Raw genomic sequence first — 23,080 nt, forward strand, 5'->3', positions numbered from 1 at the left:
CAGACCGCCGCGCCGCGATTGCGCGCGCCGCTGCAGCCGAGGCGCGTCCGGTTGATCATCGAGTATCCCGACCCGCAGCAATCGCAGCACACCAGGCCCGACAGCAGGTAATCGGGCCGCCGCGCCCGCTCCGGCCGCGGGCGGGGATCATTCACCCCGGCAGGGTTCATCGCCTCGCGGATGCCGGCCTGCCTTGCCTTCACCCGGTCCCAGAGCGCCGCGTCGATGATCCGCAGCTCCGGCACCTCGGTCGTCACCCACATCTCCGGCGGGTTCAGCCGCGCCTGCCGCTTGCCCGTGTCGGGGTCCTTCACGAAGCTCTGCCGCTGCCAGACCCGCACCCCGACATAAAGCTCGTTGTTTAGGATGCCCGTCCCGCGCCGCCAGTTGCCCTGGATCGTCGAAAACCCCCAGCTGCCCGAGCCCTTGCCGCCGCTGCGGGGCGGGGCGACGCCCTCCGCGTTCAGCGCCGCCGCGATCGACCGGGCCGAGAGGCCGGCATCGTAATCCGCGAATATCCGGCGCACCACGGCGGCCTCGGCATCGTCGATGTCGCGCTCGCCGGTGATCACCGCGCCCCCCGCGTCGAAGCCCCGCCGCACCCGGTAGCCGTAGCAATTGCCGCCGCCCGATTTGCCCGCCATCACCCGGCCTTCGAGGCCCCGCCGCGTCTTCTCGGCCAGTTGCTTGAGGAATTGCGACGACATCAGCCCGCCGAAGCTGACCCGCATCTCGTCGATCTCGCCTTCCGACCGGGTGACGATCCTGACCCCGTGATAGGCCAGCCGCTTGTAGAGGCCCGCCATATGCTCCTGGTCCCGCGACAGCCGGTCCAGCGCCTCGGCGACGATCACATCGCAGGCCCCGTCCCGCGCCGCCTCGTGCAGGCGCTGAAAGCCTGGACGCAGATGCGAGGCGCCGCTGATCGCCGCATCCTCGATCGTCTGGACGACCGTCCAGCCCTCTGCCTCGCAAAGCCGGCGGCAGACCCGGATCTGGTCCTCGGTCGAGCTGGCCGATTGCAGGTCGCTGGAATAGCGGGCGTAGATCAGGGCGCGGAGGGGGCGGTTCATGCGGGGTCTCCCTCTTGCGATGCGCGGCGTTGCGTCAGGATGTCGGCCTCCGCCGCCGCCCGGCCCAGAAGGCGCGCCAGCTCCAGCAGCAGGGGATGAGGAGGAGGGTGGGGACGCTCCGTCCTGGCATCAAGACCCCGCCCTGCGCGTCGTCTCTCCCGCGCTAGGGCGTCCTCCTCCATCAGCCGCCGCGCCGCGAAGGCCCGCACCAGGTGGATCCGCTCCGGCCAACGCAGCTGCGCCTGCCGCCTCTCCGAGACGAACCGCGTGATCCGCGCCACCCGCTCACTCACACGAGCCTCAAAGCCTCTCTCCATCATGCGAATCACCTCCAAACGACGCATGACACTCCCACTAGTCCGACAAACTCAGAAAAAGTATGAAAATGTTGAGGGGGCCGTTCAGCTCAGGACTCACCAGGCGACGGGGTGGACCGGAATACGAGAGGCTGTCGCGTGAAAGCCAGACGGCGGTGGCCGGAGGTGGCCCTTAGCTGCGGTCAGGGGCGCAGCTATGCCACATCAGCTTCACCAAACCGGCCACTCGTGGCAAGTCTGAGTGGGCGGTGTCGCCGATGCGGGACGTAGCAGCCAGTCCTACCCTGAACATCAACATGCGCGGCCCGATGGTCGAGTCCCCGGTCGAGGCCGAGACCGGCGCTCCGGTTCGGGACAGCCTCGCCGCCCCGCGGCAGGGTGCGCCTGCGCCCGGATCAGCGCGACAGCCGCGCGATCTCGGCCGCGACGAGGCGCCCGATCAGCGCCGAACCCTCCGGGCCGGGATGGGTTCGGTCCGAGGCCAGAACGCCCGGCGCGGCGGGGTCCAGCACATCCTCAAGGTCGACGAAATGCACGCCCTCGCGCACGGCGGCAAGGCGGGCGATACGACGCTCGATCTCGACCAGGGCCGGGCGGCAGCCCCGGAAGGCACGCGAGGCCGGGGCCTCGTGATAGCCCAGCCATAGGACCTGTGCGCCGCCCGCTCGGGCTTTCGCGATCAGATCGGGGATCGCGCCTGCTTCGCCGTCCGAGGCAATCAGCGCATCGATCCGGCCCTCGCAGTCGCCGCAGCCGCAAACCGCAGCCAGATCGTTTGCGCCGCCATTCATCACCACCCAGTTCCAGCGCCCGTGCAACTGATCGGGAATGCTGAGCCCGCCGAATGCGGCTAGTGGACCTGCCCCTAGCCGCGCGCCCGGCACGGCCCGGTTGACGACCTCGCGGCCAAGCGCATCCTCGAGCCGGTTTCCCGCATCCCTGCCGCTCAGCCGGTTCCAGGCAAGGACGGAATCCCCGATCATCAGAATGTCCCCGCCCGATTGCCGGGGGATCGCCCCGCAAGCCGACAGCAGCAGGATCAGGCTGAGGACAAGCGGCAGGCGCATCGGACACTCCGTCAGATAGAGGAACTGCATTGCCCGAACAGTCCGCGTCGATCAAGCCGACGCGTTGCCGCGCCTAATCCTGCTTGAGCAATTCAAGCGGCCATTTCCGCGCGGCCTGCAGGGCGGGCGCCATTGCCCATTTGCCACGACGCAACGCCTTCAGACCGCTCTCCGCCCATGCGTGACTGACTTGGCGCCTACCTGAAATCCTTCGCCTTCACCCTCACGCTGTCGATATTGAGATCGGGGATGTAGATGTCGCGCGGGCTTGGCGGCGGAGTGCCGGCACTTCCGCGGAACTCGTCGCCACGGCCTTGGGTCAGGGGGAAGGTGCCGCCGCGCTGGCCGATGCTGGCCAAGGCCGACGAGAGGTCGGCGATGCGGTGGACGACCAGATGGACAACCTCGCCCTCGCGCTGGATATGGCCCGTCGCGGCAATCATGCCGGCCCCGAGGATCGTGCGGCGGTTGGCCTCGAAGACCCTGGGCCAGATGACCAGGTTGGCGATGCCGGTTTCGTCCTCCAGCGTGATGAACATCACGCCCTTGGCAGAGCCGGGGCGCTGGCGGACCAGCACGATGCCCGCAACCTCGCAGCGCAGGCGGTTGCGGACGGCCATTGCGTCGGCGCAGGGAATGATGCGGCGGCGCGTCAGGTCCTCGCGCAGGAAGGCCACCGGATGGCGGCGCAGCGACAGGCCGGTATGGCCGTAATCCTCGACCACCTCGCGGCCCGCAGGCATCGGGCGCAGGGTCACGGCGGGCTCGGCATCCCCGGCCGTCGGCGCAGCGAAGAGGGGCAGATCACCGTCGCGCAGGGCCTTCAGCTGCCAGAGCGCCTCGCGGCGGGCGAGGCCCAAGGCGGGGCGGAAGCCGTCGGCTTCGGCAATGCGGGTCAGCGCCGCCACCGGCACCGGCGCACGGCGGCGCAGATCCTCGACCGAGGCGAAGGGATCGTCGGCGCGGGCCAGCACGATGGCGGCGGCGTGGCTGTTGGCCAGCCCCTTGACCATCCGCAGCCCGAGCCGGACCGCGAAGCGCCTGCCGTCGCCAAGCGGCTCAAGCGTGCAGTCCCAATGTGAGGCGTTGATGCAGACCGGGCGGACTTCCACCCCGTGATCCCGGGCATCGCGCACGATCTGGGCGGGGGCGTAGAAGCCCATCGGCTGGCTGTTCAGGAGCGCCGCGCAGAAGACGTCGGGGTGCCAGCACTTGAGCCAGGCCGAGGCATAGGAGATCAGCGCGAAGCTCGCCGCATGGCTTTCGGGAAAGCCGTAGCTGCCGAAGCCCTCCAGCTGGCGGAAGGTGCGTTCGGCAAAGTCGCGGTCATAGCCGCGCGCCGCCATGCCCTCGATCAGCTTGTCGCGGAACTTCGAGACGCCGCCGGTGAACTTGAAGGTCGCCATGGATTTGCGCAGCAGGTCGGCCTCGCCCGGCGTGAAACCCGCGCATTCGATGGCGACGCGCATGGCCTGCTCCTGGAAGAGTGGCACGCCGAGCGTCTTGCCCAGCACCTTCTCCAGTTCCGGCGTGGGGAAGTCCACGGCCTCCCGCCCCGCCCGCCGGCGCAGATAGGGGTGGACCATGTCGCCCTGGATCGGGCCGGGGCGCACGATGGCCACCTGCACGACGAGATCGTAGAAGGTGCGCGGCCTGAGCCGTGGCAGCATCGACATCTGCGCGCGGCTCTCGATCTGGAAGGTGCCGAGCGTGTCGGCCTTGCGGATCATCGCATAGGTGCGGGGATCCTCGGCCGGGATCGAGGCCAGGTCGTGGCGGATGCCCTTGTGATCGGCCAGAAGCTGCAGACCCTTCGACATGCAGGTCAGCATGCCCAAGGCCAGCACGTCCACCTTCATGAACCGCAGCGCCCGGATGTCGTCCTTGTCCCATTCGATGACCTGCCGATCCTCCATCGCGGCGGGCTCGATGGGCACCAGGTCGTCCAGCCGGTCATGCGTCAGCACGAAGCCGCCCGGATGCTGGCTGAGATGCCGCGGCGTCCCGCGCAACTGGCCGGCCAACTCCAGCGTCAGACGCAGGCGGTGGTCGGCGGGGTTGAGGTTCAGGGCGCGCAGGTCGTCATCGGTGATGCCCTCTTCGGACCAGGCCCAGATCTGGCCGGAGAGCGTGCGGATCAGGTCCTCGGGCAGGCCGAGCGCCTTGCCCACGTCGCGCAGCGCGCCCTTGCTGCGATAGCGGGTCACCACGGCGGTCAGCGCGGCACGGTCGCGGCCATAGGTGCGATAGATCCACTGGATGACCTCCTCGCGGCGCTCATGCTCGAAGTCAACGTCGATGTCGGGCGGCTCGCGGCGCTCTTCGCTGACGAAGCGCTCGAACAGGAGATCGTTGCGGCCGGGATCGATGGAGGTGATGCCGAGCACGAAGCACACAGCCGAGTTCGCGGCCGATCCCCGGCCCTGGCAGAGGATGCCGCGCGAGCGGGCGAAGCGGACGATGCTGTTCACGGTCAGGAAGTAGGGGGCATAGTCCAGCCGGTCGATCAGGCGCAGCTCGTGGTGCAGGCTGGTGGTGACCCCGGGCGGGATGCCCTCGGGATAGCGCTCAGACGCGCCCTCCCAGGTCAGGCGCTCCAGCGTGGCCTGGGCGGTCATTGTGGGATCGTCGCGTTCTTCCGGATACTGGTATTCCAGCGCGTCGAGCGAGAAGCGGCAGGCCTCCGCGATCCGGGCCGCGCGCGCCAGCGCTTCGGGGTAGCGGGCGAACAGCCGGTGCATCTCCATCGGCGTCTTCAGGTGGCGGTCGGCGTGACGCTCGCGGCGAAAGCCCAGGGCGTCGACGGTGGTGTTGTGGCGGATCGCGGTGACCACATCCTGCAGGATGCGGCGGTCGGGGGTGTGGAAGAGCACGTCGTTGGTGACCACACTCGCCACGCGCAGGCGGGCGGCAAGGTTCGACAGCTCGTGCAGACGCAGCTGATCGTTGGGGCGCCGCCGCAGGGTCAGCGCAAGATGAGCGCGATCACCGAAGGCCTCGCGCATTCGGCGCAGCTGCAGGGCACAGAGATCATCCGCCCGGTCGGGGATCAGCACGCCGATCAGTCCCTCGCAGGCGGCGACCACGTCCGGCCATTCCAGGTGGCACTTGCCCTTGCCGGCGCGCCCCTTGCCGACCGACAGCAGCCGACAGAGCCGCGACCAGGCCGACCGGTCGGTCGGATAGACCAGCAGCGACATGCCGCAGGTCAGGTCCAATCGGCAGCCGACGATCAGGCGGACACCGGTCTCTTTCGCCGCCAGATGGGCGCGCACGATCCCGGCCAGGGAATTGCGGTCGGTGACGGCCAGGGCCTTCATGCCCATCAGGGCGGCGGTGGCGAACAGCTCCTCGGCCGAGGAGGCGCCGCGCAGGAAGGAAAACTGCGTCGTCACCTGCAATTCGATGTAGCCGGGCGCCGTCATCCGAACACCCCGTGCAGGAACCAGCGATGCGATCCGGTGGCCCAATCCTCGCCATCGCCCTGTCGGAAGATCCAGTAGCGCGCGCCGGTCTCGTCCTCGATGCGGAAATAGTCGCGCACGGCCTGCGCCTCGGCGTCGCGCTTCCACCACTCGCCGAAGATGCGCTCGGGCCCGTCGGCGCATTGCACATGGCGGCGGATGCCGCGCCAGAGGATCCAGCGGGGCGGGTGGTCAGGAAGCAGCGCCATCGTCTCGATCGGCTCGGGCCGGGGCAGCAGGCGAGCGGGGCGCGGCCAGTGATCGGGCCAGGCCCCGAGATCGGGCGAGGCATGCGCGGGCTCCGCCAGGGGCGGGATGCGGATCGTGGCGCGTTCGGGCACCTCGCTGGCCACGGGCGCGAAGCGGAAGACCGCGCGCGGCCCCAGCCGGTTCGACAGCGTGTCGATCAGACCCGACAGGTCCGGCGCGGCCTCGTCCAGCAGCGTGCTGGCCTGACGGGGCGCCAGCGGCTCGGCGATGGTGGCGGTCAGGGTCATGATCTCGATCCCGAGACCGGGATCGAGCGTGACGATCCGATCGCAGAGAAGCCGCGTCAGCCGCGCCGGGTCGCGCTGCGGGATAGCCAGGCCCACGCGCAGCGTCTCGGTGCGGTTGTCGATGCGCGCGCAGAGCAGGTCCAGGCGCCGCGCGCCGAGGCCCTTGGCGGCCAGGGCCTCGCAGAGCCGGACCACCAGCTTGCCGATATAGCGGGCGATGGTCTCGGGGGCGGCGATGGGTTCGGCGAAGGCGCGGCGGATCTCGATCAGGCCTTCGGGGCGCAGGGGCGCGATCGGCTCGAACACGAACCCGCGCGCCTGGTCGAGTCTGCGGCAGAGCAGATCGCCGAAGCGCCGCGTCAAGGGCGCGCGCGGCTGGTCGATCAGGTCGCCGATGCTCGTAAAGCCCAGGACCCGCAGACCGGCCGCCATGGCGGCGGGCAGGCGCAGGGCCTCCAGCGGCAAAGGTGCCAAGGCCGCGTCCGAGCCGCCGGGCGCGACGATGGTGACGGTCTCGGCCCCCCATCGTGCCAGCCCATGGGCCGCGCCCCAGCTGTCGGCGATGGCCAGCCGCGCGGTGATCCCCGACAGGACCAGCTTGCCCGCCAGCGCCTCGAGCATCGCGGCCTCGCCGCCATGGAGGTGATCGGCGCCGGTCGAGTCGATGACGATCCCGTCCGGCGGATCGACCGCGACGATGGGCGCGACGCGCTGCAGCAGCCAGAGCGCCAGCCGCTCCAGCGTCTGGGCATCCGCCGCCGCATCATCGGGCTCGATCCGCAGATCGGGCATCAAGGCCTGGGCACGGGCGACGGCCATACCGGGGCGCAGGCCCAGGTCCTGCGCGGCGGGACAGGCGGCGGTGACGACTCGCCTGCTGCCCGCCCGGCCCGCGATGATCAGCGGCCCCTCAGCCGAAGGCGCGCTGCCCGCCTGCCGCTGTCGCCGGTCGATCGGCCAGAGCGGCAGGAAGACCGAGATGACCCGTGCCATCGCATGCCTCCAGTTCCAGATCGAAGGATTCGCCCGCCCGCGCCCGGATCAGCTCGACCAGCCAGCGCGCCCGGCCGATCCCCGGCACAGGCAGCGGCGCCGAGGGCAGTTCCGAGACCCGCCAGCGCGTCATCGCCGCCGTCGGCTGCCCGAAGTCGCTGGCATCGGCCTGCCTGCGCCAGCGCCTGAGCGCGATGCCGATCGTGCCCGTGCCCTTGGCCGCCAGGTGCAGGCGGCGCGAGGCGGTCATCGACAGCCGCGCCACATCGCCCACCACCGCGCCGAGGCCGCCATGGCGCAGTCCTTCCTCCATCGCGGCCAGGACCGAGACATCGTCGCCCGCCTCGACATGGATGACCCGCCCGGGCGGCAGGCCCATCTGCGCAAGGCCCGGCGCGAAGAGATCCGCCCGGCTGACGCACCAGAGGACCTGGCCTTGGCTCCGCGCGGCGATGCCCGCCACGAAGCAAGCCGCCGCTGCGCCATCCACGGCGCCATGGCCCCCGCCTGCGACCTCGTGCAGCGCCCCGCGCGCCAGCCCGCCCTGCGGCAACCGCCGGTCCAGCGCGGGCAGGCCGAAGGGCAGGACGCCGTGCTGGCGCGACCCTGATCCGTCGATCTCGCCGATCCGGGCGCGCAGGTCGGCCAGGGGGGGACGGGCGGCGGGCATGGGGGACGGTCTCCTGCGACTCGGGGGTGGCGTGTTCCAGCAGTTCCTGTTTTGTTCTTGCCGCCCCGTCCTGTCAACCGCGGCGGAGGCGATCCGGGCGGGCGATTTGCCGCCCCGCCTGCAAGGCTCTGGAAAAGCGCGATTCAAATCGGGGGATAAGTCCGGTGGCCACCGGTTCGACCCATGCACCACGACCCGGACATTGACCCCGGGGCTGCCCGGGCCGAAGATCGGGGCAGCAGCAGGAGGGCCGGGCGATCTGCAACCTCTACAACGTCACGACCACGCAGGAGGCGATGATCCGCCTGGTCGAGAGGCTGACCGACCGGGCGGGCAATGTCGCGCCGGGCAGCGTCTATCCCGATCAGCTGGCGCCGATCATCCGCCATGGCGAGGACGGGCCGGAACTGGTCAAGGCGCGGTGGGGCATGCCCTCCCCGCCATCGGTCCTGAAGACCGCCCGCGATCCGGGAGTGACGAACGTGCGCAACCTTTCCTCGCCGCATTGGCGGCGCTGGCTCGGGCGCGGCAACCGCTGTCTCGTGCCGGTGACGAGCTTCTCCGAGCCGCGAGGCAAGGGGCTGGGCGTGCAATGGTTCGCGCCGAGTGACACGCAGACCACGATGTTCTTCGCGGGGATCGAGACGCGGGGCTGGACCTCGCTCCGCAAGGTCAAGGATGGCGAGACGGTGGACGACCTCTACGCCTTCCTGACCTGCCCGCCCAGTGCCGAGGTTGGCCGCATCCATCCCAAGGCCATGCCGGTGATCCTGACCCGCCCCGAGGAATGGCGGGCCTGGCTGGACGGCATCCGGGCAGAGGAACTGCAGCGGCCCCTGCCGGATCGGGCATTGTCGCTGGTCGAGGGGCCGGTGTGATATCCATCGACGGGCCGATTGAACGACGGGCAGCCGTTGCCCGTGTTGCACCACAGCCCGGCAGCGGCGGGCTTCCCCCTCCGGCAATCCAACTGGGCTGTAGCGCTCTCGACCGCTCGACCGGAACGCGTGGCCGCGATGCTCCGGAGGTCGCCGCCAGCCGCGCCGACGGGTGATGGCAGAGGCGGTGACCGGGCGCAGATTGGCGCGCCCGGACATCCGTGGCCGCCCCGGGGGGTCACGGACAGGTCAGGCCCTGGCGCGTTTGCGGCGGGGTGACCGGCACAGCCGTCGCGCTGACATCGCTGGACGTCGGCGGTCGCAATCGCGACTACGGGGTGGCCGGAACTGCAGTTCCGGGCGGCGACTGCTGACTGTTTCGCCGAGGGGCCGCCACGGCCATTGCCGCACCTTTTCCAAGCACCCGGCCCCATCGGGCGGGGCACTTATGCGACCGGGCCCAAGGCCCGGGCGACTTGTGCAAGGATGGCCCTCAAGGCCATCCGCGCAGTCACTCCATGAGTGACGGAGCGCCCCCCCGGCGTAAGGGGCAGCTGGGGTAGCTTCAGCTACCTACAGTCTGTCTCTCTAGGTAGCCGCCAGCACCCCGACACAGGCTGCGGCCTGTGTCTGCCCTGATGCCTCTGCTCCACCCCGCCGGTGCATTTTCCAACTTAGGTTTTTTCGCCCAGTCCGGATACTTGGAGGGCCATGTCCTGCAACCCGGAGATTCGCAGCATGGCCTATCAGTTCATCCACGTCGAGACTTACGCCGAGGCTGCCACGCCTGTTCCTGGCAGCAAGACCCACTTCAACAGCGCGGCCCAGGTGATGGGGGAGGCACGGCGCGACCCCATCCATTCACAGCACGTGCCCGACCCTCAATGCCCGGAGCCGGTCGCGCTGGAGGGCGTCATGGAACTTGACGCCTTCATCGCCCTGCGCGCTGAGAAGCTGGCCGCCATCACCGAAACCGTATCCGCCAAGAACGGGACCACCTATACTCGCCGCCTCCGGAAAGACGCTGCAACGCTCTACACCGAGATCCATTCCCACCCCATGACGGTGGCAGAGTTCGAGGCCGATCGCGATAGCACCCGCCCCGCCATCCGCGCCTGGCAGGCCCGTGTGATCGACGACTTCAGGGCCCGCATGCCGCCGGGGGTGGACTTCACGGCGATCATGCATCTGGATGAGAAGCACGTCCACATGCACGTCCTGGCGATCAACAGCGGCGATCCCAAGCTGGATGCGAACAAGCTCCATGCCGGGAAGGCCGCGGCCGCGCGTTATCGGGAGGGTCATGACAGCGACGCGATCGCATCTCTGCCGAAGCCCGAGCTTCTGCCGCGTCCGAAGAAGCCCAAGAAGTCGAAGCCCTCGAAGAACCGGACGACCCAGAAGAAGAATAATGAGAAAGACGCGGCGGTGCTGTCCCGTTGGGAAGACGAGTGCCGCTCCGTGGAAATGGCCAACGACGCCCGTCAGGCAGAGTGGGAGGCAAAGAACAAGCTGCACCTCAAGGAAGCCCGACGCCTTCGCGGGAAGCCGAAGGTGAAGGACGCCTATAGCGAGGGGCTGCGCAGCCTTCAGGACGCCTACTATGAGGCGGTCGGAAAGCCCTGCGGGCTGCTTCGGGTCGGACCCCGCCTGGAAAGGAAATCAACAAAGGAATACGCCGAGGCAAAGCGGCAGGCGAAGCGGTTGGCGCAGGACCTGGCCCAGATCGCGCAGGACCGGAAGGCAAATGATGCCGAAAAGCAGCGGCTGACCCACAACGCCAATCTGATTGCTGATGTCGGCGACGAAATCAAACGCGACCGCAGCCTGCAGGCGGCAAAGGCACAACGCCTTTCCGACTTGGAGCGCCGTTTGGCACAGCAAGGCCGAGTTCTCTCGGAACGGGAAGCAACCGTGAAGGCGCGGGAAGCGGCAGCGGCTACGCGTGACGAGGAGTTCCGCCGTGACTATGCCAGGGCGAAGGAGAGCGTCTCCAGCCAACGCTCTGCCCTCGATGCCCGGGAAAAACAGATCGAGCAAGCGCAGGCCGCGCTCATCGAGCAACAGGATGCGCTTGGCGCGTTGGTCGAGGCGATGGATGCCACGATCACGGCGCTTGAGAATGACGAGTTGATCGCGGCTCCCGAGGAGACCGGCGTTCGGGGGCTCCCGGATGCCGTCAGACGGTTCTTCAGCCGGAAGGCCACCGAAGGGACGGCAAGGATGCGCCATTTGCTCGACCGGTTTCTGAACGTGATGCTGAAGGCGGGCGGCCGTCAGGCTGCCAAGCCAGACGACAATGAATATCTGGGGCCGCGCTAGGTATGAGCCGTCCGTGGGAGTGTCTGAAACTCTGTGTATCTGACTTGGCCCATGCGGTTTTCAGATACGGTCAGGCGTCGAATCGCCCGGCGAACATTATGGCCAGCTGATTGCGGGCCGCAACCCATTCGCGCACCGCGCGGCCACCCTTCTCGAAGTTGCGGATCGCCAGAAAGATCAGCTTGGTCGCGGCCTCCTCGGTCGGGAATGACCCCTTGGTCTTCAGCGTCTTCCGCAGCACCCGGTTCAGGGATTCCACGGCGTTGGTGGTGTAGATGATTTTCCGGATCGCTTCACTGAAGGCAAAGAACGGGATCACCTCCGCCCAGGCCCGGCGCCAGGCCGGGGCGATGGAGGGGTATTTTCCGGCCCATTTTTCCTCGAACAGGTCGAGCTGGCGGGCGGCCCCCTCGGCCGTCGGGGCCTGGTAGATTGGGCGCAGATCGGCAGCCACGGCCTTGCGGTCCTTCCAGCTGCAGAAGTTCATCGAATGCCGGATCAGGTGAACGATGCATGTCTGAACCGTGGTGTCCGGGAAGGACGCCGTGATGGCCTCCGGGAAGCCCTTCAGACCGTCCACGACCGCGATCAGGATGTCCTGGACGCCCCGGTTGCGCAGTTCGTTCATTACCGACAGCCAGAACTTGGCGCCTTCGTTGTCGGCGATCCAGAGCCCGAGGACCTCGCGCTCCCCGTCCCGGGTGACGCCCAGGGCGATGTAGACCGCCTTGTTCTTGACCATCCGGCTGTCAGCATCGCGGATCTTGACCCTCAGCGCGTCGAAGATGACGATCGGATACATCCGGTCCAGCGCCCGGTGCTGCCATTCACGGACCTCGTCCAGAACAGCATCCGTGACGCGGCTGATCAGGTCGGGCGAGACCCGCAAGCCATAAAGATCCTCGAGATGCGCCTGGATGTCGCGCACCGACAAACCGGCGGCATAGAGTCCGATGATCTTGTCATCCACCCCGTCGATCCGGGTCTGGCCCTTCTTCACCAGCTCAGGCTCGAAACTGCCGTCCCGGTCGCGCGGAATCGCCAGCGGGACCTCACCATCCGAGCCCTTCACGCGCTTGATTGAAATCCCGTTGCGGCGGTTGGACTGTTCCGGCGGGGCCTCGGCACCGGCCTCGTAGCCCAGATGCGCGGTCAGTTCGGCCCCAAGCATCCGTTCCATCAGCCGGATCTTCAGTTCCTTCATCAGCCCGGCCTCGCCGAGCAGATCATCAGGCCGCTTGCAGCCCTTCAGCAGTTCGTCCAGCAACTCGTTCGAAATCGTCATCGTCCTTGCTCCTCTCAGGAAACATGGACCAGATCACTAATACACAGAAGGTCGGACACTCTCGCCGTCCGTCGGGTTTTGAAATGACGTTCGGCTCTCCGAACCGCTTTCCGACCGTTGCCCTCCTTTGCGGCGGCTGGGGCCGCGACTTTTATGTGACCGACCGGGGTCGTCGCAGCCCAAGTGTCTGCGATGGCAAATGCCTACTCGGGCGAGACGAGCTGCAACGGTCTATACAGCAAGGGGGGAAAGCATGCCGAGTTCCTTTGGAACCCCTCTTTCTGTAGCAGGTTGTGCGTGACCGTTCACATCAGCATCGGCGCACTCCCGGCGACCTCGAGCCGGGCGACGATCCTCGACAGTTGCCGCAGCGACGTCCGCCGACCCGCGCGGCGACGCTGCCGCAAGACCTCCGCGACGAGCGTGGTGAGCAGGTCCGCGTGATCCGCATCGGCGGTTCTCTGAGCGATCATCCGAGCTGCGGCGAGTTCCAGATCCGCGGGCGTCGGGTCCGGCAAGGCGATGACGCGGCAGCGGTCGATGAGGGGCGCGGGCATGCCCTCCAGGGAGTTGGCGGTCATGATCCACGACACCCGGCTCAGATCGAAGGGCAGTTGGTAGAACGGGCAGGTCCAGCTCCGCGCCGAGGACGGCTCCACCAAGCTCATGAGCACCGCGGCGAGGCCGGGCTGCTGGCCGCGGCTCGTCTGCGTCCGCTCGGAGGCGCGGTCGAGCTCGTCGATGATGACCAGAGGATTGACGACATGCGTTGCCAAGATGCTGCGGACGACCCGCCCGGGCGCCGCGTTGGAAAACCCTCTCTCGACGCCGCTCAGCGCAAAGACGCCGCCGTTGGCAGCACCGACATCCAGGGTAATGGACGGAACTTGGAATGCCTGCGCGACGCGCTGCGCCCACTCCGTCTTACCAATGCCCGGCGCCCCGAGGAGGATCACCGGCGGGATCCGGAGCGGGGCGGGACCCTGGGCGGTCTCGCGGGTCATCGTTTCCATGACGGCCGTGGCAGCAGGGGACATCCACGGGGCTTCGGCGTGCAGCGCCGCCACGCGCTCGTGCATCTGATGCTGGCTGACGATCCCGGAGACGCGGCCACGTCCGATGGCCTGTTCGATCTGCAGCCGTTCTTCGGTCTTCAGATGCGCCACTTGCTGAAGATAGAGGTCGTTGCGCCGGATCAGCCAGCCCGCGGCCCTGTCCCGCAGGCGCATGCTGGCCGCGTTGCCCGCATCGGGGGCGAAGTCATCGGCGTGGACGTCGCCCCCAAAGTCGTCGGGCGGCATGTCCAGAAGGGCATCGAGTTCGCAGAGCATGCCGATCTCCTCGATGCTGAAGCTGCCGGCGGGGTCCGTCTCGGCGCGTGCCATCCTCTTAAGCCGGAGACGGTGTCGGTATGCTTCCAGGCGCTGAATCAGCGCAACAGTCGAGATGCCCGGCGAGGTGACGATGGGGCGGGCAAAGATCCGGTAGCGGTTTGGCATGGGCAGCTCCTTGGGCGGGTGGCGGGGCGGGAGGGGCGAGGGGCAGGAGAGGGAGGGTTGTGAGAACGAAGCGGGTGTCGTCTCTGGGCGAAAGGGGGGCGGGAAGGTGTGCGGGCAGGCGGAAACGGTGGAGGGAGCGCCCTCGGTGCTTGCGCAATTATTCAATGATGCAATTGCATACGCGGCGATCCGGGCGGCGATGTCGCTCCGATGCCGGGGCCTCGGTCCTTGCGCATTTATGCAAATGCGCAAGGGTATGGTCAGGCGACCGTCGACATCGGAGCGCCGGGGACCGGCGGCGCTTGCGCAAAGATGCAATTGCGCAAGCCGGTGGAGGCGGGGCTGAGCGTGGCGCCATCGTCCGCCGCGGCACCCCGGGTGATGCAATTATGCAAGCCTGCCGCAAGGGGCCCGACCCGCATCCGGTGTCGGGTTCCGCCGGAAGGGAATGGCTCCGGCCAGCACAGACACGGTTTCCGCCTGTCGCGCCTCGCGCTGCCCCGCCCGGTGCCGGACCAGTCCACCGCCGGGCGGACAGTCCGCGGCACCCCGCGTCCTTTATGCAAATATGCATTCGCGGGCCGATGCCACGCACCTGTCGATGAGGCGTCGGCTCCCGGGGTGCCGCCCGGGAATATGCAATTGCATATCGGCCCGGACGGCCGAGATCCGGGCGAACATCATATCTGGCGTGTCCGTTCACGCCGACGGATCGCGTGCATATTTGCATCTTTATGCAAGCGGGGCGCCCGTCGTCCGAGACCTCGGGCACGGCGGACAGGTCGGCTTTCCCGACGGGTCCAGGTTGCATCTTTATGCAATGATGCCTTTGCGCAATTGCATCATTATGCATCGGCGCCATCCTGCGCCTCGGCCGCTTCCAGGGCGGTCAGCGCCTCCCGCAGGGCAGTGACGTGATCGAGGGCAAGCAGCGCCGCCCAGGCGACGGCGGCGCCGTCGCGGGTGGTCATGCCTTCCCCGGCGAGGAAGACCAGCCAGAGGAGATCCGCAAGCGCATCCACCTCATCGCAGGCGGTGGCGAGAGCGGCACGGGGCGTGTCGATGACGTAAGGATCGGCCATTACGGACCTCTATCGGCTGGTGCGGGGAACTGGGACACATGCCGCGCGACATCGGGCGCGGGCCAGGGCCTTTGCGCAAAGGCATAATTATATCATTGCATAATGATGCATCGCCGAAGGTTCAGCCGGGCGGGTCGGCTGACACGGCATCACCACGATCCGGCCCCTGATCCCGCGCGATGCGGTCTATCTCGGCTTCGATGACGGCGCGAAGATGAGGGCGGTAGATCTCACTCCTGAGCTTCATTCGACCGGCCAGCTCCGCGGCGGGCACGACCGCCTCGGGATGGGCGCGGACCAGCCGGGCATGGGCCGCTTTCTCGGTGCCGCAAGCGGCATGACCGGTCGGCATCGGCACGACTCGCAGCACCTCGACCTCGGCGCCGATGGGCAGACCTAGTTGATGGCGATACCGCTTCACGGGGTGAGCGCTATAGCCCAGCTTGAGGTAGCGCCGCGACGGGGCGTCGTCGTCGGCGGGCAGCCGGATGTCGAAAAGGTAGATGAAGCTCGGCCGGGATGACCAGCTCTCCCCGCAGGCGGCGCAGTCGCACTGGCCCCACAGCATATTGGCTTGGGCGATGCTTTGGACATGCCCGCAGCCGTGGCGGTAGAGGCGGTAATTGCTGGGCCGCGTCTCGTCCGGTCCGAGGCGTTGCCAGCCGTAGCGCTGAGCTTCGGCTTCCTCGCGCTGGATCAGACAGATCCCGCAGCGGAGCCCGGTGGCGCCGCGGGCGGCGCGATCAACGATCTCGAACTGGCGGCGCAGGACGTGGCCACAGTCGGCGCGGTAGAAGCCGTAAAGACTGGCCTCGGGATCCTGGCGCAGAAAGGTGACACCCGCCGCCTCCGCGGTGGCACGGCGCCGCGCCGCGAGACAGTGCGGACAGAGCGGGCGGGCGCTCATGAGGACGAAGAGCTTCGTGACATGCGTGCCGGCACAGTCGCCGCAGCGCAGGTGCAGATGATACCGGTCCCGCACGCGGCCGATGATCTCGAAGCCTTTCGCGCGGGCCGCATTTTGCCAGTGGGGCCGAATTGGGCCTTGAAAGGGCGGCAGGTCGCACGAGGGCAGGCTGCTCGCGTCCGGATGGCCGGCAGTTGTCGAGTTATCGGAAAATGGACGTTCGGGCATGGGGCAGCCTCCCGTTGGCGGGCGATGACAAGAAGAGAGTGTGGGTGGTGAGGGCGCGGGGCGTTCGCCCGGGATCACCGGGCTGGACACGACGGGACATCATGCTGGCTCCAACCGATACCATGCCCGCGGATCGGGGCTGGAACGGCAGGGCTCGCTCCGGGCCGAGCCCGGAGCCTAAGGGGCGCGTAGGAGAGGTCCCGGCGTCGCGCGCAACCGGGTGTTAGAAGACCGGTGCCGGTGCTGCGGGCTCCCGCGCGACATCACGAAACAGGATGTCGTCGGGGATCTCGAAGACATCCGGCGTGGCAGGGGCGCCACCGCAATCTTCGGGCGGCACTTCGCTGCAGGTGCCGTCGATCATGCAGGCGTAGTCAGGCAGCGCGCGCAGGGCGACCAGCTGCCGCTGTGCGGTCTCGAGATACGCGTCCACACGCCGCGCGAGCGGAGTGTCGCCGTGAGAACGCAGCAGCGCCTCGCTATCGGTGGCAAAGGCCGCAAGCTGCGCGGCTTCCATCCCGTTGTCGCTGACAACCAAGGCGCGGATCAGCATTGCCATTCCCTGCATCGGGCGGTCCTCGGCACGTTCCCGGTGCAGCGAGATCACCTGCGCCAGCACGTCGAGCAGCGCTTGGCGGGCAGCCTCTGCGTCGCGCAGCCATGCGTCACATGCAATGTCCCACGAGCCGGAATGTTCGAGATCCCGCTCGGCCTCGATATGCGCCGCCAGGAGCAGCGTCATTGCCGAAAAAGCCTTGGATATGGGGCTGTGCGTGAAAGCGAGTTGCGCATCTTCCATGCCCGTGGTGCGGCTGCTATCTATTTTCACATTCATTGTCATCTCCCTAGGATGCCGGTGAAGAGGGCATGGTCTTGGGGTAGTGACCCTTGACCATGCCCGATTATATAGCGCTATTAAATCATAAATCAAGGGGAAACCACCCATGACCGGAAATAGGCGGGGCAGGCCACCTGTTGATACGAGTGCCGTCAACGTCAGACTGCCTAACGAAGTCATCGAACTTCTTGATGCCCGGCGCCGTCTTGAGCCCGATCTGCCGTCTCGACCGGAGATGATCCGGCGGGCATTGGTTCAGTGGCTGGAAATGACCGCCCGCTAGATGAAGCGTGTGATGACTTATTGAGCCTGCGGCTGGGGCTCTCGGTCCCTGTCGACAGACTGGACCCGCCTCTAATATGCATTTGCATAATGATGCATTTGCGCAAGCGCACCCCTTGAAGACCTGGCCCTAGTGGCCGCCGAAGCGGTGCTCTCAAAGCACCCTGTCGTCCGCCTTAGGGCCGGTTGGCTCAGAACGGGAAGCCTTCGAGAGGATCCTCTCCCTGAGGCGGACAGGCCCTCCAGTCGCGACCGTCCTCGGTGCAAAGCCCCGATTGCCCAAGCCGGAACATGAGATAACGGGCGACGCCGCAATAGCCCAAGGTGTCGTCCCGGTTCGCCTCGTCCATCAAGCCTCCGCGACAGGCCGTCGAGTAGAGCTGCCAGTCCTGGACCTGCCGTGCCTGCTCGGGGCTGGTGCCGGCCGGCAGAGTGGTGGCCATCGCATATGCCGGAAGAGCGGCGATGATCATCGCGATAAGGTGGTTCTTCATGTCAATCCCTTTGTGGTCACGCGTGGGAGGTCCCGTTTTCTAATGCGGCCAGCTCTTGCTCCACGAGCCTCATCATCTCGGAGAGCGGCAGCCCGAGGACCCGCGCCAGGTTTTGCATCACGGTGATGCTGGGCTGGTAGCTGGCGGCCTCGAGCGCAGCCACGTAGCGCAGGCTGACGCGGGACGCCTCTGCAAGCCTGCTCTGTGACAAGCCCGCGTCCCGGCGCAACCGCTTCAGCACGGCGGCAAAGGCCATGACGATCGGCGCCGTCTCTGTGGTCTTTTCGCCTCGCGTCACTCTTGCCTCTTGAAGATCGTGCAGCATACTGCATATAATCATGCAGCATACCTCATCATTTACCTCGGGAGGCGTCCATGCCGCAACATGTATCCGGCAGAGGATGGCCGGTGGCCGCATGGTGCCGCGCGGGCATCCTCGATGTCCTCACCGCCGCGATCGGCGTTGGCATCCTTGCCCTTCCCTTCCTGTCGGTCGACGTCATCGTCACCGAGGGCAGGGCCTTCCTCGGGCGCGATGTCGCGCTGGAACCCTGGGTGGCGCTGCCGGTGATGGCCGCCTACGCGGTGCTGGGCGGGATCTATATCGCCTGCGCGAACTTCGGCCTCCTCCCCCGGCTGGTCTTGGCCGTCATGATGATCGGAACCGGGGTTGCCGCTGTCATGATCAAGGTCGTGGGCGCCTTCGTGTTGGCCGCCGCGGTCTTCACGCTGCCCGCGCTTCTTTTGACCATCGGCAGCGTGGGCTTTCTGCCGGTGCTGGGCGTGCTGCTCTGGGCGGGGCTGTTCTTTGCCGGGCCGCCGCTCGTGGCGACGATGCTGGGCAGCGATCTGACCTTCTGACCCTTTCCCCGCTCTCATTTCCATCACCTGTTTCTTCCGGAGCCCGCCCATGCAAATCCGCGCCGCCCTTCTTGCCGCTCTCCTCTCGACCGCCAGTGCCCCTGCCCTGGCCGAAGTGGTCACCGAACCGGACGACACCTGGTGGGCGGCGTTCATCGACCGGCTGGGGGCTGGCGATCCGGATCTCGAGGCGCTGGCCCGTCGCGACCTCCGCTATCTCGGGGCGGGGGAATTCGACCGCGCCCCTGTGCTCGCGGAGATCATCGCCGAGGCGCAGGCCGCGCGTGACGCCATAGACCCGGACGGGACGGTCGTAGTGATGCGCGTCGGCGCCCGGCTCGAGGATTATGACGCCGACCGCGAGGGTTTTCCGGTCAGCGCCTTTGGCCCGATGACCACCGTTTCCGTGGCGGGTCGCGGTCTGGGCTTCCGGAACTGGCAGGCCCTCCAGATCCTGCCTGCCGACCTTGACGCCGCCCGCGCGCTGCGCGCGAGGATCGGTCTGGACAGCGTCGTGGCCGAGATGACGCTGCAGGCCATCCGCCCGTCCGAGACCCGGCCGGGCACGTATGACGCCCATGTCTCTCAGGTCGTCTACCGCAGCCGCGCGGGCGAGGAGCTGGCCCGGATCGAGGCACCGGCCGAACGGGTCTCCAGCGCGGACGAAATCGCCGCCGGCGCCGCCGCCATCCGTGCCGCGCTCGAGGCGGCAGCAGGCCTGCCCGCCCTCGGCAGCAGCTGGGAGGTGGCGAAGGCCGATCTGGCCGAAGGCTGGCCGCTGGTCGTCAGCGATGCCTGGAGCTACACGGAAACCGGGCGGCATCTGGCCTTCGTCCAGCGCGACGGCGTGGTCGAGGCCGACACGCCCCATGATCCGGACAAGGGCTTCAGGCTCTTCCTGCAGCAGGTCGAGGGGCCTTGGCTACCGCAGGACGGAACCTCCTTCAGCGTCACCGACATCCTCGGGCAGGGCGGGCTCTCCACCGCCGGCCTCGGCAGCGGCCTGGCCTGTGGCACGCCCGAGGCGCTGGACCGCTGCGCCGTTCTGACCTTCTCCCCCCGCAATGACGGCCACGTCCTGACCGGCATCCACGGCGTCATCGAGATGCCCGGCACCCTGGCCCTGACCGAGGCACTGGCCGCCTTCGGCGCCACGCCTGACGCCGTCGGCGTGACGCTGCGCGAGACGCTTGTCGCCTATGATCGCGAGGACCTGCGCCTGGCGCGGAAGGCGCCCGTCACCGGCGGCCTGGGTGTCACCGCGATGATGGCGACGGCCGGCGATCCGGCATCGGGGACGCTGCCCTACGACCCGTTGGCGCGCACTACCGGCATCACCAATCCCGGTCGCCAAGTGAGCCTCTTCGCGGTGGATGGCGCCGAGGACCGCGTGCCTCTGATCTTCGTGCTGGCCGAATAGGCGCTGCTTCCACCTCATTTGTCACAACCCTGAACCGGCCTCCCGCATGACCGATGCCCGCCCCGACACGCCTGATCTGCGCCACGCGCTTCTCGACATCGAGGATCGCCTCGCCCGGCTCGAGGAACTGCTGCATCTCATCGCCATGGCCGGCGAGGGGCTGGACCCGCCCCATGCTGCCGCCCTGGCCCGCGGCCTGCAGCTGGCGCAGGATCAGGCGAGCGGGATCAGAAAGGCCGTCATGCGGCTGGCGTGAGGCATCGCCACCGCGCAGCCCTTGTCACAGCTCGCCTGCCCCTGCGACGAGCGCCCGGAACGCGCTTTCCCCGATGATCCGGATCGGGTGACCCGCGTCCCGCATCTCTTCGGCCTTGCGGTGCTTGCTGCTCTTGTCGTGACCGGCCAAGACGCTGAGGTCCTGATCCCCGACCACCAGATGCGTCGTCTGCTTCGTCACCCCGGCCCGCACGCACATCCCCGCCTGCGCGGCCCGCGTGGCGGCCTCGGTCCGCGACATCTGCAGCGCGCCCGTGAAGACCACGACCGAACCCGCCAGCGCACCCGCCGGGTCGCCCTCCAGGGTCACCTTGGCGGCGAAGGTCTTGCGTGGCTGGGGCTTCAGCAGATCCTCGAAGCGCAGCCCCAGCTGGCGCTCGGCATGAAGCACGACCATCGCCGCCGCCCGCGCATCCTCGCCCGCGTCGTGGTGGTGGAAGTCCAGCTTCAGCCTCTTCTTGAGGTTCGCCAGCCCATGCCCGCCATTCCCCTTCAGCTCGGGCCAGGCCCGCCGGGCGATCGTCACGCTGTCCGCCCATCGCCAATCCGGCACGTCCAGCCCGCTGCTGCGACAGGCGGCCGTGACGGCCTGCCTGTCGAAATTGCTGTGCTGGAGGAGGTGATGCGGGTCGAGGAGCGGCATCAGCATCTCGATGGCATCGGTGAAGCAGGGCGCATCGGCAACACGGTCGGGGTCGATCCCGTGCAGCCGGACGTTGAACGGATCGAAGCGCATGCGCGGATTGACCAGCATCGAGAAGGTCTCGATCCGGTCATCGGGGTCCACGCAGGCGATGCCGATCTGGCAGATGCTGGCCGCGTCGCTGCAGGCGGTCTCGACGTCGATCGCGATGAACCGGAAGCGACCGGAGGGGATGCTGTCCGCATGGCCGAAGCGGGATCTGCCCGGCTCGGTGGCGGGCATCGGCGCGAGCCGATTGGCATGGTGACGGGGATCAGGATGCTTCCGGGAGGGGCGGTCGAACAGCCAGTTGAACACGGACATGGAAACACCCTTCCTCAAAACCAGACAACACAAGGCTGAGGCAAAATGACCCCGGCAAGGGGACCATAACACCAAAGATCGGATTGGTGGATCGCTTCTTGTCTGGCGGCGGCGGCGCGCGTTACCCTGCGGTCATGACCCTCAGCCAGACCCAGATCATCCGTTCCCTCGCCGATGCGCTTCAGTGGTTCGAGAAGGAGCTTGCCTGGGGCGCGCCCGTCGCCGAGCTGCGGCACCTGACAGGCCGCATCGGCGAGCTTTATGCGGCGATGATCACCCGCGGGCAGATGGCGCTGTCGGTGAACCAGGTCGGCTATGACGTCGTCTCGGCCGAGGGCGAACGGATCACGGTCAAGAGCTTCACATCCTCGACCCGGATCAACTTCAACCCCGCGACTCTGCACAACGCGTCCAGGGTGATGATCCTGCAGATCGTCATCGACGAGGGCGAGCCCTCGATCCGCGAGGTGCTGGACTGCCCGGTCGAGGACCTGCAGCCGATGCTTCGCACCTTGGAGGGCAGCACCTACCTGCCGGTGAACCGGATCCTGGCATCGACCCGCGTCGCAAGGCCGGTGGGCGACCTGAAGGAGGTCGCCCGTGCGGCATGGCGCGGCTACGAGGTTGCCCAGCTCGAGAACGGCACGATCCTCGTGCGCGAGGATGGCGCGCTGTTGCCCATGGCCAAGCCGGCCTTGCGGATCATCGCCCGGGAGATCGGCGTCGATCCAATGGGGGCGACAGGCAACCCCAAGAACACCCGACGCCTGGGCGCGGACATCATCGCGGCGCTGGGTTAGGCCGGGATGAGGGGGGGGCTGTGAGCAGCGGATTCGGGTAAGGAAAAAGGGGTAATATTGTGAAGAGCAAATTTGTATGGGATGCCGAAGACGCTGCAGGACTGATCATCACGCCTGCCGAACCCGACCTCCCGGCAAGCGCAACGCGGAGCCTGCGGCACGAAGGAGAGCGAGAGCGCAGGCGGGCCTTGATGGATGAACCCCATGCCCGTCCTCTCGTGGACCTGGTGTCGAAGCTCCGCGACCAGGGGCGGGGGTATGTTCCGGACTTCGATCCGCTGGATGGTGGCGTCGACGCCCGGGTCCTGTTCCTTATGGAGAAACCCGGTCCGAAGACTGACCCACGGAACGGCGGTTCAGGCTTTATTTCGCGGGACAATGATGACCCCACTGCTGCCGCGGTCTTTACCTTCATGTGGAATGCGAGGGTGGACCGCAAGGATGTCGTCATCTGGAACGTCGTGCCTTGGTGGGACGAGACGATCACCATCCGTGCGGCCGAGTGGAAGCACGGCCTACGCCATCTCGAGATGCTGATGGAGGCGCTTCCCCGGCTGCAAGCGGTGGTCCTCGTCGGCAAGAAGGCGGGCCGTGCTGCACCGCTGTTTCAGTCTCGCGGTCTTCCGGTCTGGCATTCCGCCCACCCGTCCGCCCGGGTTCGAGCGGCCTATCCGGCGCAGCATGATGCCATCCAAGGAATTTGGGCCGAGGCCGCTCGCAGCGTTTATCAGGGCCCAGAAGGGTAGGCGGGATCGCCGAGATCTGCTGTGTGTATGTGGTGGCCTGAGACGTGAGCCGTTGCTTTGCGGCTGCTCGTGTCG

Annotated in this window: 21 protein-coding genes; 8 read left to right on the forward strand and 13 right to left on the reverse strand. The window is 67.6% G+C overall.

What is annotated here, in order from left to right; all coding sequences use genetic code 11:
* From ACTZWU_RS13710 to ACTZWU_RS13730, 5 genes are all read right to left on the reverse strand, one after another.
* A partial coding sequence (locus tag ACTZWU_RS13710; RefSeq protein WP_444737924.1) for a recombinase family protein occupies positions 1 to 1,073 on the reverse strand: 1,073 nt, incomplete at its 3' end.
* A 712-nt stretch (positions 1,074 to 1,785) separates the two neighbouring features.
* Positions 1,786 to 2,457 carry an SGNH/GDSL hydrolase family protein gene (locus ACTZWU_RS13715; protein WP_444737925.1) on the reverse strand — a complete coding sequence of 224 codons (672 nt, stop codon included), beginning with the start codon at positions 2,455 to 2,457 and terminating at the stop codon, positions 1,786 to 1,788.
* Between the two features lie 197 nt (positions 2,458 to 2,654).
* Positions 2,655 to 5,882 (reverse strand): error-prone DNA polymerase, encoded by a 3,228-nt coding sequence (locus ACTZWU_RS13720; protein WP_444737926.1) that lies wholly within the window; start codon positions 5,880 to 5,882, stop codon positions 2,655 to 2,657.
* Complete coding sequence (locus tag ACTZWU_RS13725) at positions 5,879 to 7,411, reverse strand: Y-family DNA polymerase (protein WP_444737927.1); 1,533 nt, start codon at positions 7,409 to 7,411, stop codon at positions 5,879 to 5,881. The genes ACTZWU_RS13720 and ACTZWU_RS13725 overlap by 4 nt, the downstream gene beginning before the upstream one ends.
* On the reverse strand, positions 7,329 to 8,081 hold the full coding sequence (locus ACTZWU_RS13730) for an ImuA family protein (protein WP_444737928.1): 753 nt from the start codon (positions 8,079 to 8,081) through the stop codon (positions 7,329 to 7,331). Before ACTZWU_RS13730 ends, ACTZWU_RS13725 begins: the two co-directional genes overlap by 83 nt.
* Before the next feature lie 257 nt (positions 8,082 to 8,338).
* Here ACTZWU_RS13730 and ACTZWU_RS13735 point away from each other — a divergent pair, with 257 nt between their 5' ends.
* Positions 8,339 to 8,959, forward strand: a complete 621-nt coding sequence (locus ACTZWU_RS13735) for an SOS response-associated peptidase (protein ID WP_444738000.1) — start codon at positions 8,339 to 8,341, stop codon at positions 8,957 to 8,959.
* A gap of 738 nt (positions 8,960 to 9,697) precedes the next feature.
* On the forward strand, positions 9,698 to 11,281 hold the full coding sequence (locus tag ACTZWU_RS13740) for a Mob protein (RefSeq protein WP_444737929.1): 1,584 nt from the start codon (positions 9,698 to 9,700) through the stop codon (positions 11,279 to 11,281).
* Positions 11,282 to 11,351: 70 nt separating this feature from the next.
* On the opposite strand, the gene ACTZWU_RS13745 is transcribed toward ACTZWU_RS13740, so the two are convergent.
* From ACTZWU_RS13745 to ACTZWU_RS13765, 5 genes are all read right to left on the reverse strand, one after another.
* Positions 11,352 to 12,566, reverse strand: a complete 1,215-nt coding sequence (locus ACTZWU_RS13745; protein ID WP_444737930.1) for an IS256 family transposase — start codon at positions 12,564 to 12,566, stop codon at positions 11,352 to 11,354.
* Between the two features lie 305 nt (positions 12,567 to 12,871).
* Positions 12,872 to 14,065, reverse strand: coding sequence for an AAA family ATPase (locus ACTZWU_RS13750; protein ID WP_444737931.1), 1,194 nt, complete (start codon positions 14,063 to 14,065; stop codon positions 12,872 to 12,874).
* 845 nt (positions 14,066 to 14,910) lie between these two features.
* Complete coding sequence (locus tag ACTZWU_RS13755; RefSeq protein ID WP_444737932.1) at positions 14,911 to 15,147, reverse strand: hypothetical protein; 237 nt, start codon at positions 15,145 to 15,147, stop codon at positions 14,911 to 14,913.
* A gap of 121 nt (positions 15,148 to 15,268) precedes the next feature.
* Positions 15,269 to 16,282: a hypothetical protein gene (locus tag ACTZWU_RS13760; RefSeq protein ID WP_444737933.1), complete on the reverse strand. Its 1,014-nt coding sequence runs from the start codon at positions 16,280 to 16,282 to the stop codon at positions 15,269 to 15,271.
* 223 nt (positions 16,283 to 16,505) lie between these two features.
* Positions 16,506 to 17,123, reverse strand: coding sequence for a hypothetical protein (locus tag ACTZWU_RS13765; RefSeq protein WP_444737934.1), 618 nt, complete (start codon positions 17,121 to 17,123; stop codon positions 16,506 to 16,508).
* Positions 17,124 to 17,226: 103 nt separating this feature from the next.
* Between ACTZWU_RS13765 and ACTZWU_RS13770 the strand changes: the two genes are divergently transcribed.
* The gene (locus tag ACTZWU_RS13770) at positions 17,227 to 17,403 is read left to right on the forward strand and encodes a ribbon-helix-helix protein, CopG family (RefSeq protein ID WP_444737935.1); all 177 of its coding nucleotides are present in this window, start codon (positions 17,227 to 17,229) and stop codon (positions 17,401 to 17,403) included.
* 190 nt (positions 17,404 to 17,593) lie between these two features.
* Here ACTZWU_RS13770 and ACTZWU_RS13775 read toward each other — a convergent pair whose 3' ends face one another.
* Both ACTZWU_RS13775 and ACTZWU_RS13780 read right to left on the reverse strand, forming a co-directional pair.
* Entirely contained in the window at positions 17,594 to 17,896 is a 303-nt protein-coding gene (locus tag ACTZWU_RS13775; RefSeq protein ID WP_444737936.1) for a hypothetical protein, read from the reverse strand.
* Between the two features lie 16 nt (positions 17,897 to 17,912).
* Complete coding sequence (locus ACTZWU_RS13780; RefSeq protein WP_444737937.1) at positions 17,913 to 18,221, reverse strand: helix-turn-helix transcriptional regulator; 309 nt, start codon at positions 18,219 to 18,221, stop codon at positions 17,913 to 17,915.
* Between the two features lie 83 nt (positions 18,222 to 18,304).
* Here ACTZWU_RS13780 and ACTZWU_RS13785 point away from each other — a divergent pair, with 83 nt between their 5' ends.
* From ACTZWU_RS13785 to ACTZWU_RS13795, 3 genes are read left to right on the forward strand one after another with little or no spacing between them, the layout of a single operon-like run.
* Positions 18,305 to 18,757 carry a hypothetical protein gene (locus ACTZWU_RS13785; protein ID WP_444737938.1) on the forward strand — a complete coding sequence of 151 codons (453 nt, stop codon included), beginning with the start codon at positions 18,305 to 18,307 and terminating at the stop codon, positions 18,755 to 18,757.
* Between the two features lie 49 nt (positions 18,758 to 18,806).
* A complete protein-coding gene (locus ACTZWU_RS13790; RefSeq protein WP_444737939.1) occupies positions 18,807 to 20,177 on the forward strand; it encodes a hypothetical protein in 1,371 nt (456 codons plus the stop codon).
* A 46-nt stretch (positions 20,178 to 20,223) separates the two neighbouring features.
* A complete protein-coding gene (locus ACTZWU_RS13795; RefSeq protein ID WP_444737940.1) occupies positions 20,224 to 20,433 on the forward strand; it encodes a hypothetical protein in 210 nt (69 codons plus the stop codon).
* A gap of 24 nt (positions 20,434 to 20,457) precedes the next feature.
* Here ACTZWU_RS13795 and ACTZWU_RS13800 read toward each other — a convergent pair whose 3' ends face one another.
* Positions 20,458 to 21,459 carry an exonuclease domain-containing protein gene (locus ACTZWU_RS13800; RefSeq protein WP_444737941.1) on the reverse strand — a complete coding sequence of 334 codons (1,002 nt, stop codon included), beginning with the start codon at positions 21,457 to 21,459 and terminating at the stop codon, positions 20,458 to 20,460.
* 86 nt (positions 21,460 to 21,545) lie between these two features.
* On the opposite strand from ACTZWU_RS13800, the gene ACTZWU_RS13805 reads away from it, so the two are divergent.
* On the forward strand, positions 21,546 to 22,259 hold the full coding sequence (locus ACTZWU_RS13805; RefSeq protein WP_444737942.1) for a DUF6998 domain-containing protein: 714 nt from the start codon (positions 21,546 to 21,548) through the stop codon (positions 22,257 to 22,259).
* Between the two features lie 191 nt (positions 22,260 to 22,450).
* Positions 22,451 to 23,005 carry a uracil-DNA glycosylase gene (locus ACTZWU_RS13810; RefSeq protein WP_444737943.1) on the forward strand — a complete coding sequence of 185 codons (555 nt, stop codon included), beginning with the start codon at positions 22,451 to 22,453 and terminating at the stop codon, positions 23,003 to 23,005.
* Positions 23,006 to 23,080: the final 75 nt, after the last annotated feature.

Source organism: Paracoccus sp. NSM (assembly GCF_052379855.1).
Taxonomy (GTDB): Bacteria; Pseudomonadota; Alphaproteobacteria; order Rhodobacterales; family Rhodobacteraceae; genus Paracoccus.

Coding starts and splice junctions, on each gene's coding strand:
- ACTZWU_RS13715 (WP_444737925.1), bottom strand. CDS start 2,457: ATGCGCCTGCCGCTTGTCCTCAGCCTGATCCTGCTGCTGTCGGCTTGC.
- ACTZWU_RS13720 (WP_444737926.1), bottom strand. CDS start 5,882: ATGACGGCGCCCGGCTACATCGAATTGCAGGTGACGACGCAGTTTTCC.
- ACTZWU_RS13725 (WP_444737927.1), bottom strand. CDS start 7,411: ATGGCACGGGTCATCTCGGTCTTCCTGCCGCTCTGGCCGATCGACCGG.
- ACTZWU_RS13730 (WP_444737928.1), bottom strand. CDS start 8,081: ATGCCCGCCGCCCGTCCCCCCCTGGCCGACCTGCGCGCCCGGATCGGC.
- ACTZWU_RS13740 (WP_444737929.1), top strand. CDS start 9,698: ATGGCCTATCAGTTCATCCACGTCGAGACTTACGCCGAGGCTGCCACG.
- ACTZWU_RS13745 (WP_444737930.1), bottom strand. CDS start 12,566: ATGACGATTTCGAACGAGTTGCTGGACGAACTGCTGAAGGGCTGCAAG.
- ACTZWU_RS13750 (WP_444737931.1), bottom strand. CDS start 14,065: ATGCCAAACCGCTACCGGATCTTTGCCCGCCCCATCGTCACCTCGCCG.
- ACTZWU_RS13755 (WP_444737932.1), bottom strand. CDS start 15,147: ATGGCCGATCCTTACGTCATCGACACGCCCCGTGCCGCTCTCGCCACC.
- ACTZWU_RS13760 (WP_444737933.1), bottom strand. CDS start 16,282: ATGCCCGAACGTCCATTTTCCGATAACTCGACAACTGCCGGCCATCCG.
- ACTZWU_RS13765 (WP_444737934.1), bottom strand. CDS start 17,123: ATGACAATGAATGTGAAAATAGATAGCAGCCGCACCACGGGCATGGAA.
- ACTZWU_RS13770 (WP_444737935.1), top strand. CDS start 17,227: ATGACCGGAAATAGGCGGGGCAGGCCACCTGTTGATACGAGTGCCGTC.
- ACTZWU_RS13775 (WP_444737936.1), bottom strand. CDS start 17,896: ATGAAGAACCACCTTATCGCGATGATCATCGCCGCTCTTCCGGCATAT.
- ACTZWU_RS13780 (WP_444737937.1), bottom strand. CDS start 18,221: ATGCTGCACGATCTTCAAGAGGCAAGAGTGACGCGAGGCGAAAAGACC.
- ACTZWU_RS13790 (WP_444737939.1), top strand. CDS start 18,807: ATGCAAATCCGCGCCGCCCTTCTTGCCGCTCTCCTCTCGACCGCCAGT.
- ACTZWU_RS13795 (WP_444737940.1), top strand. CDS start 20,224: ATGACCGATGCCCGCCCCGACACGCCTGATCTGCGCCACGCGCTTCTC.
- ACTZWU_RS13800 (WP_444737941.1), bottom strand. CDS start 21,459: ATGTCCGTGTTCAACTGGCTGTTCGACCGCCCCTCCCGGAAGCATCCT.
- ACTZWU_RS13810 (WP_444737943.1), top strand. CDS start 22,451: ATGGATGAACCCCATGCCCGTCCTCTCGTGGACCTGGTGTCGAAGCTC.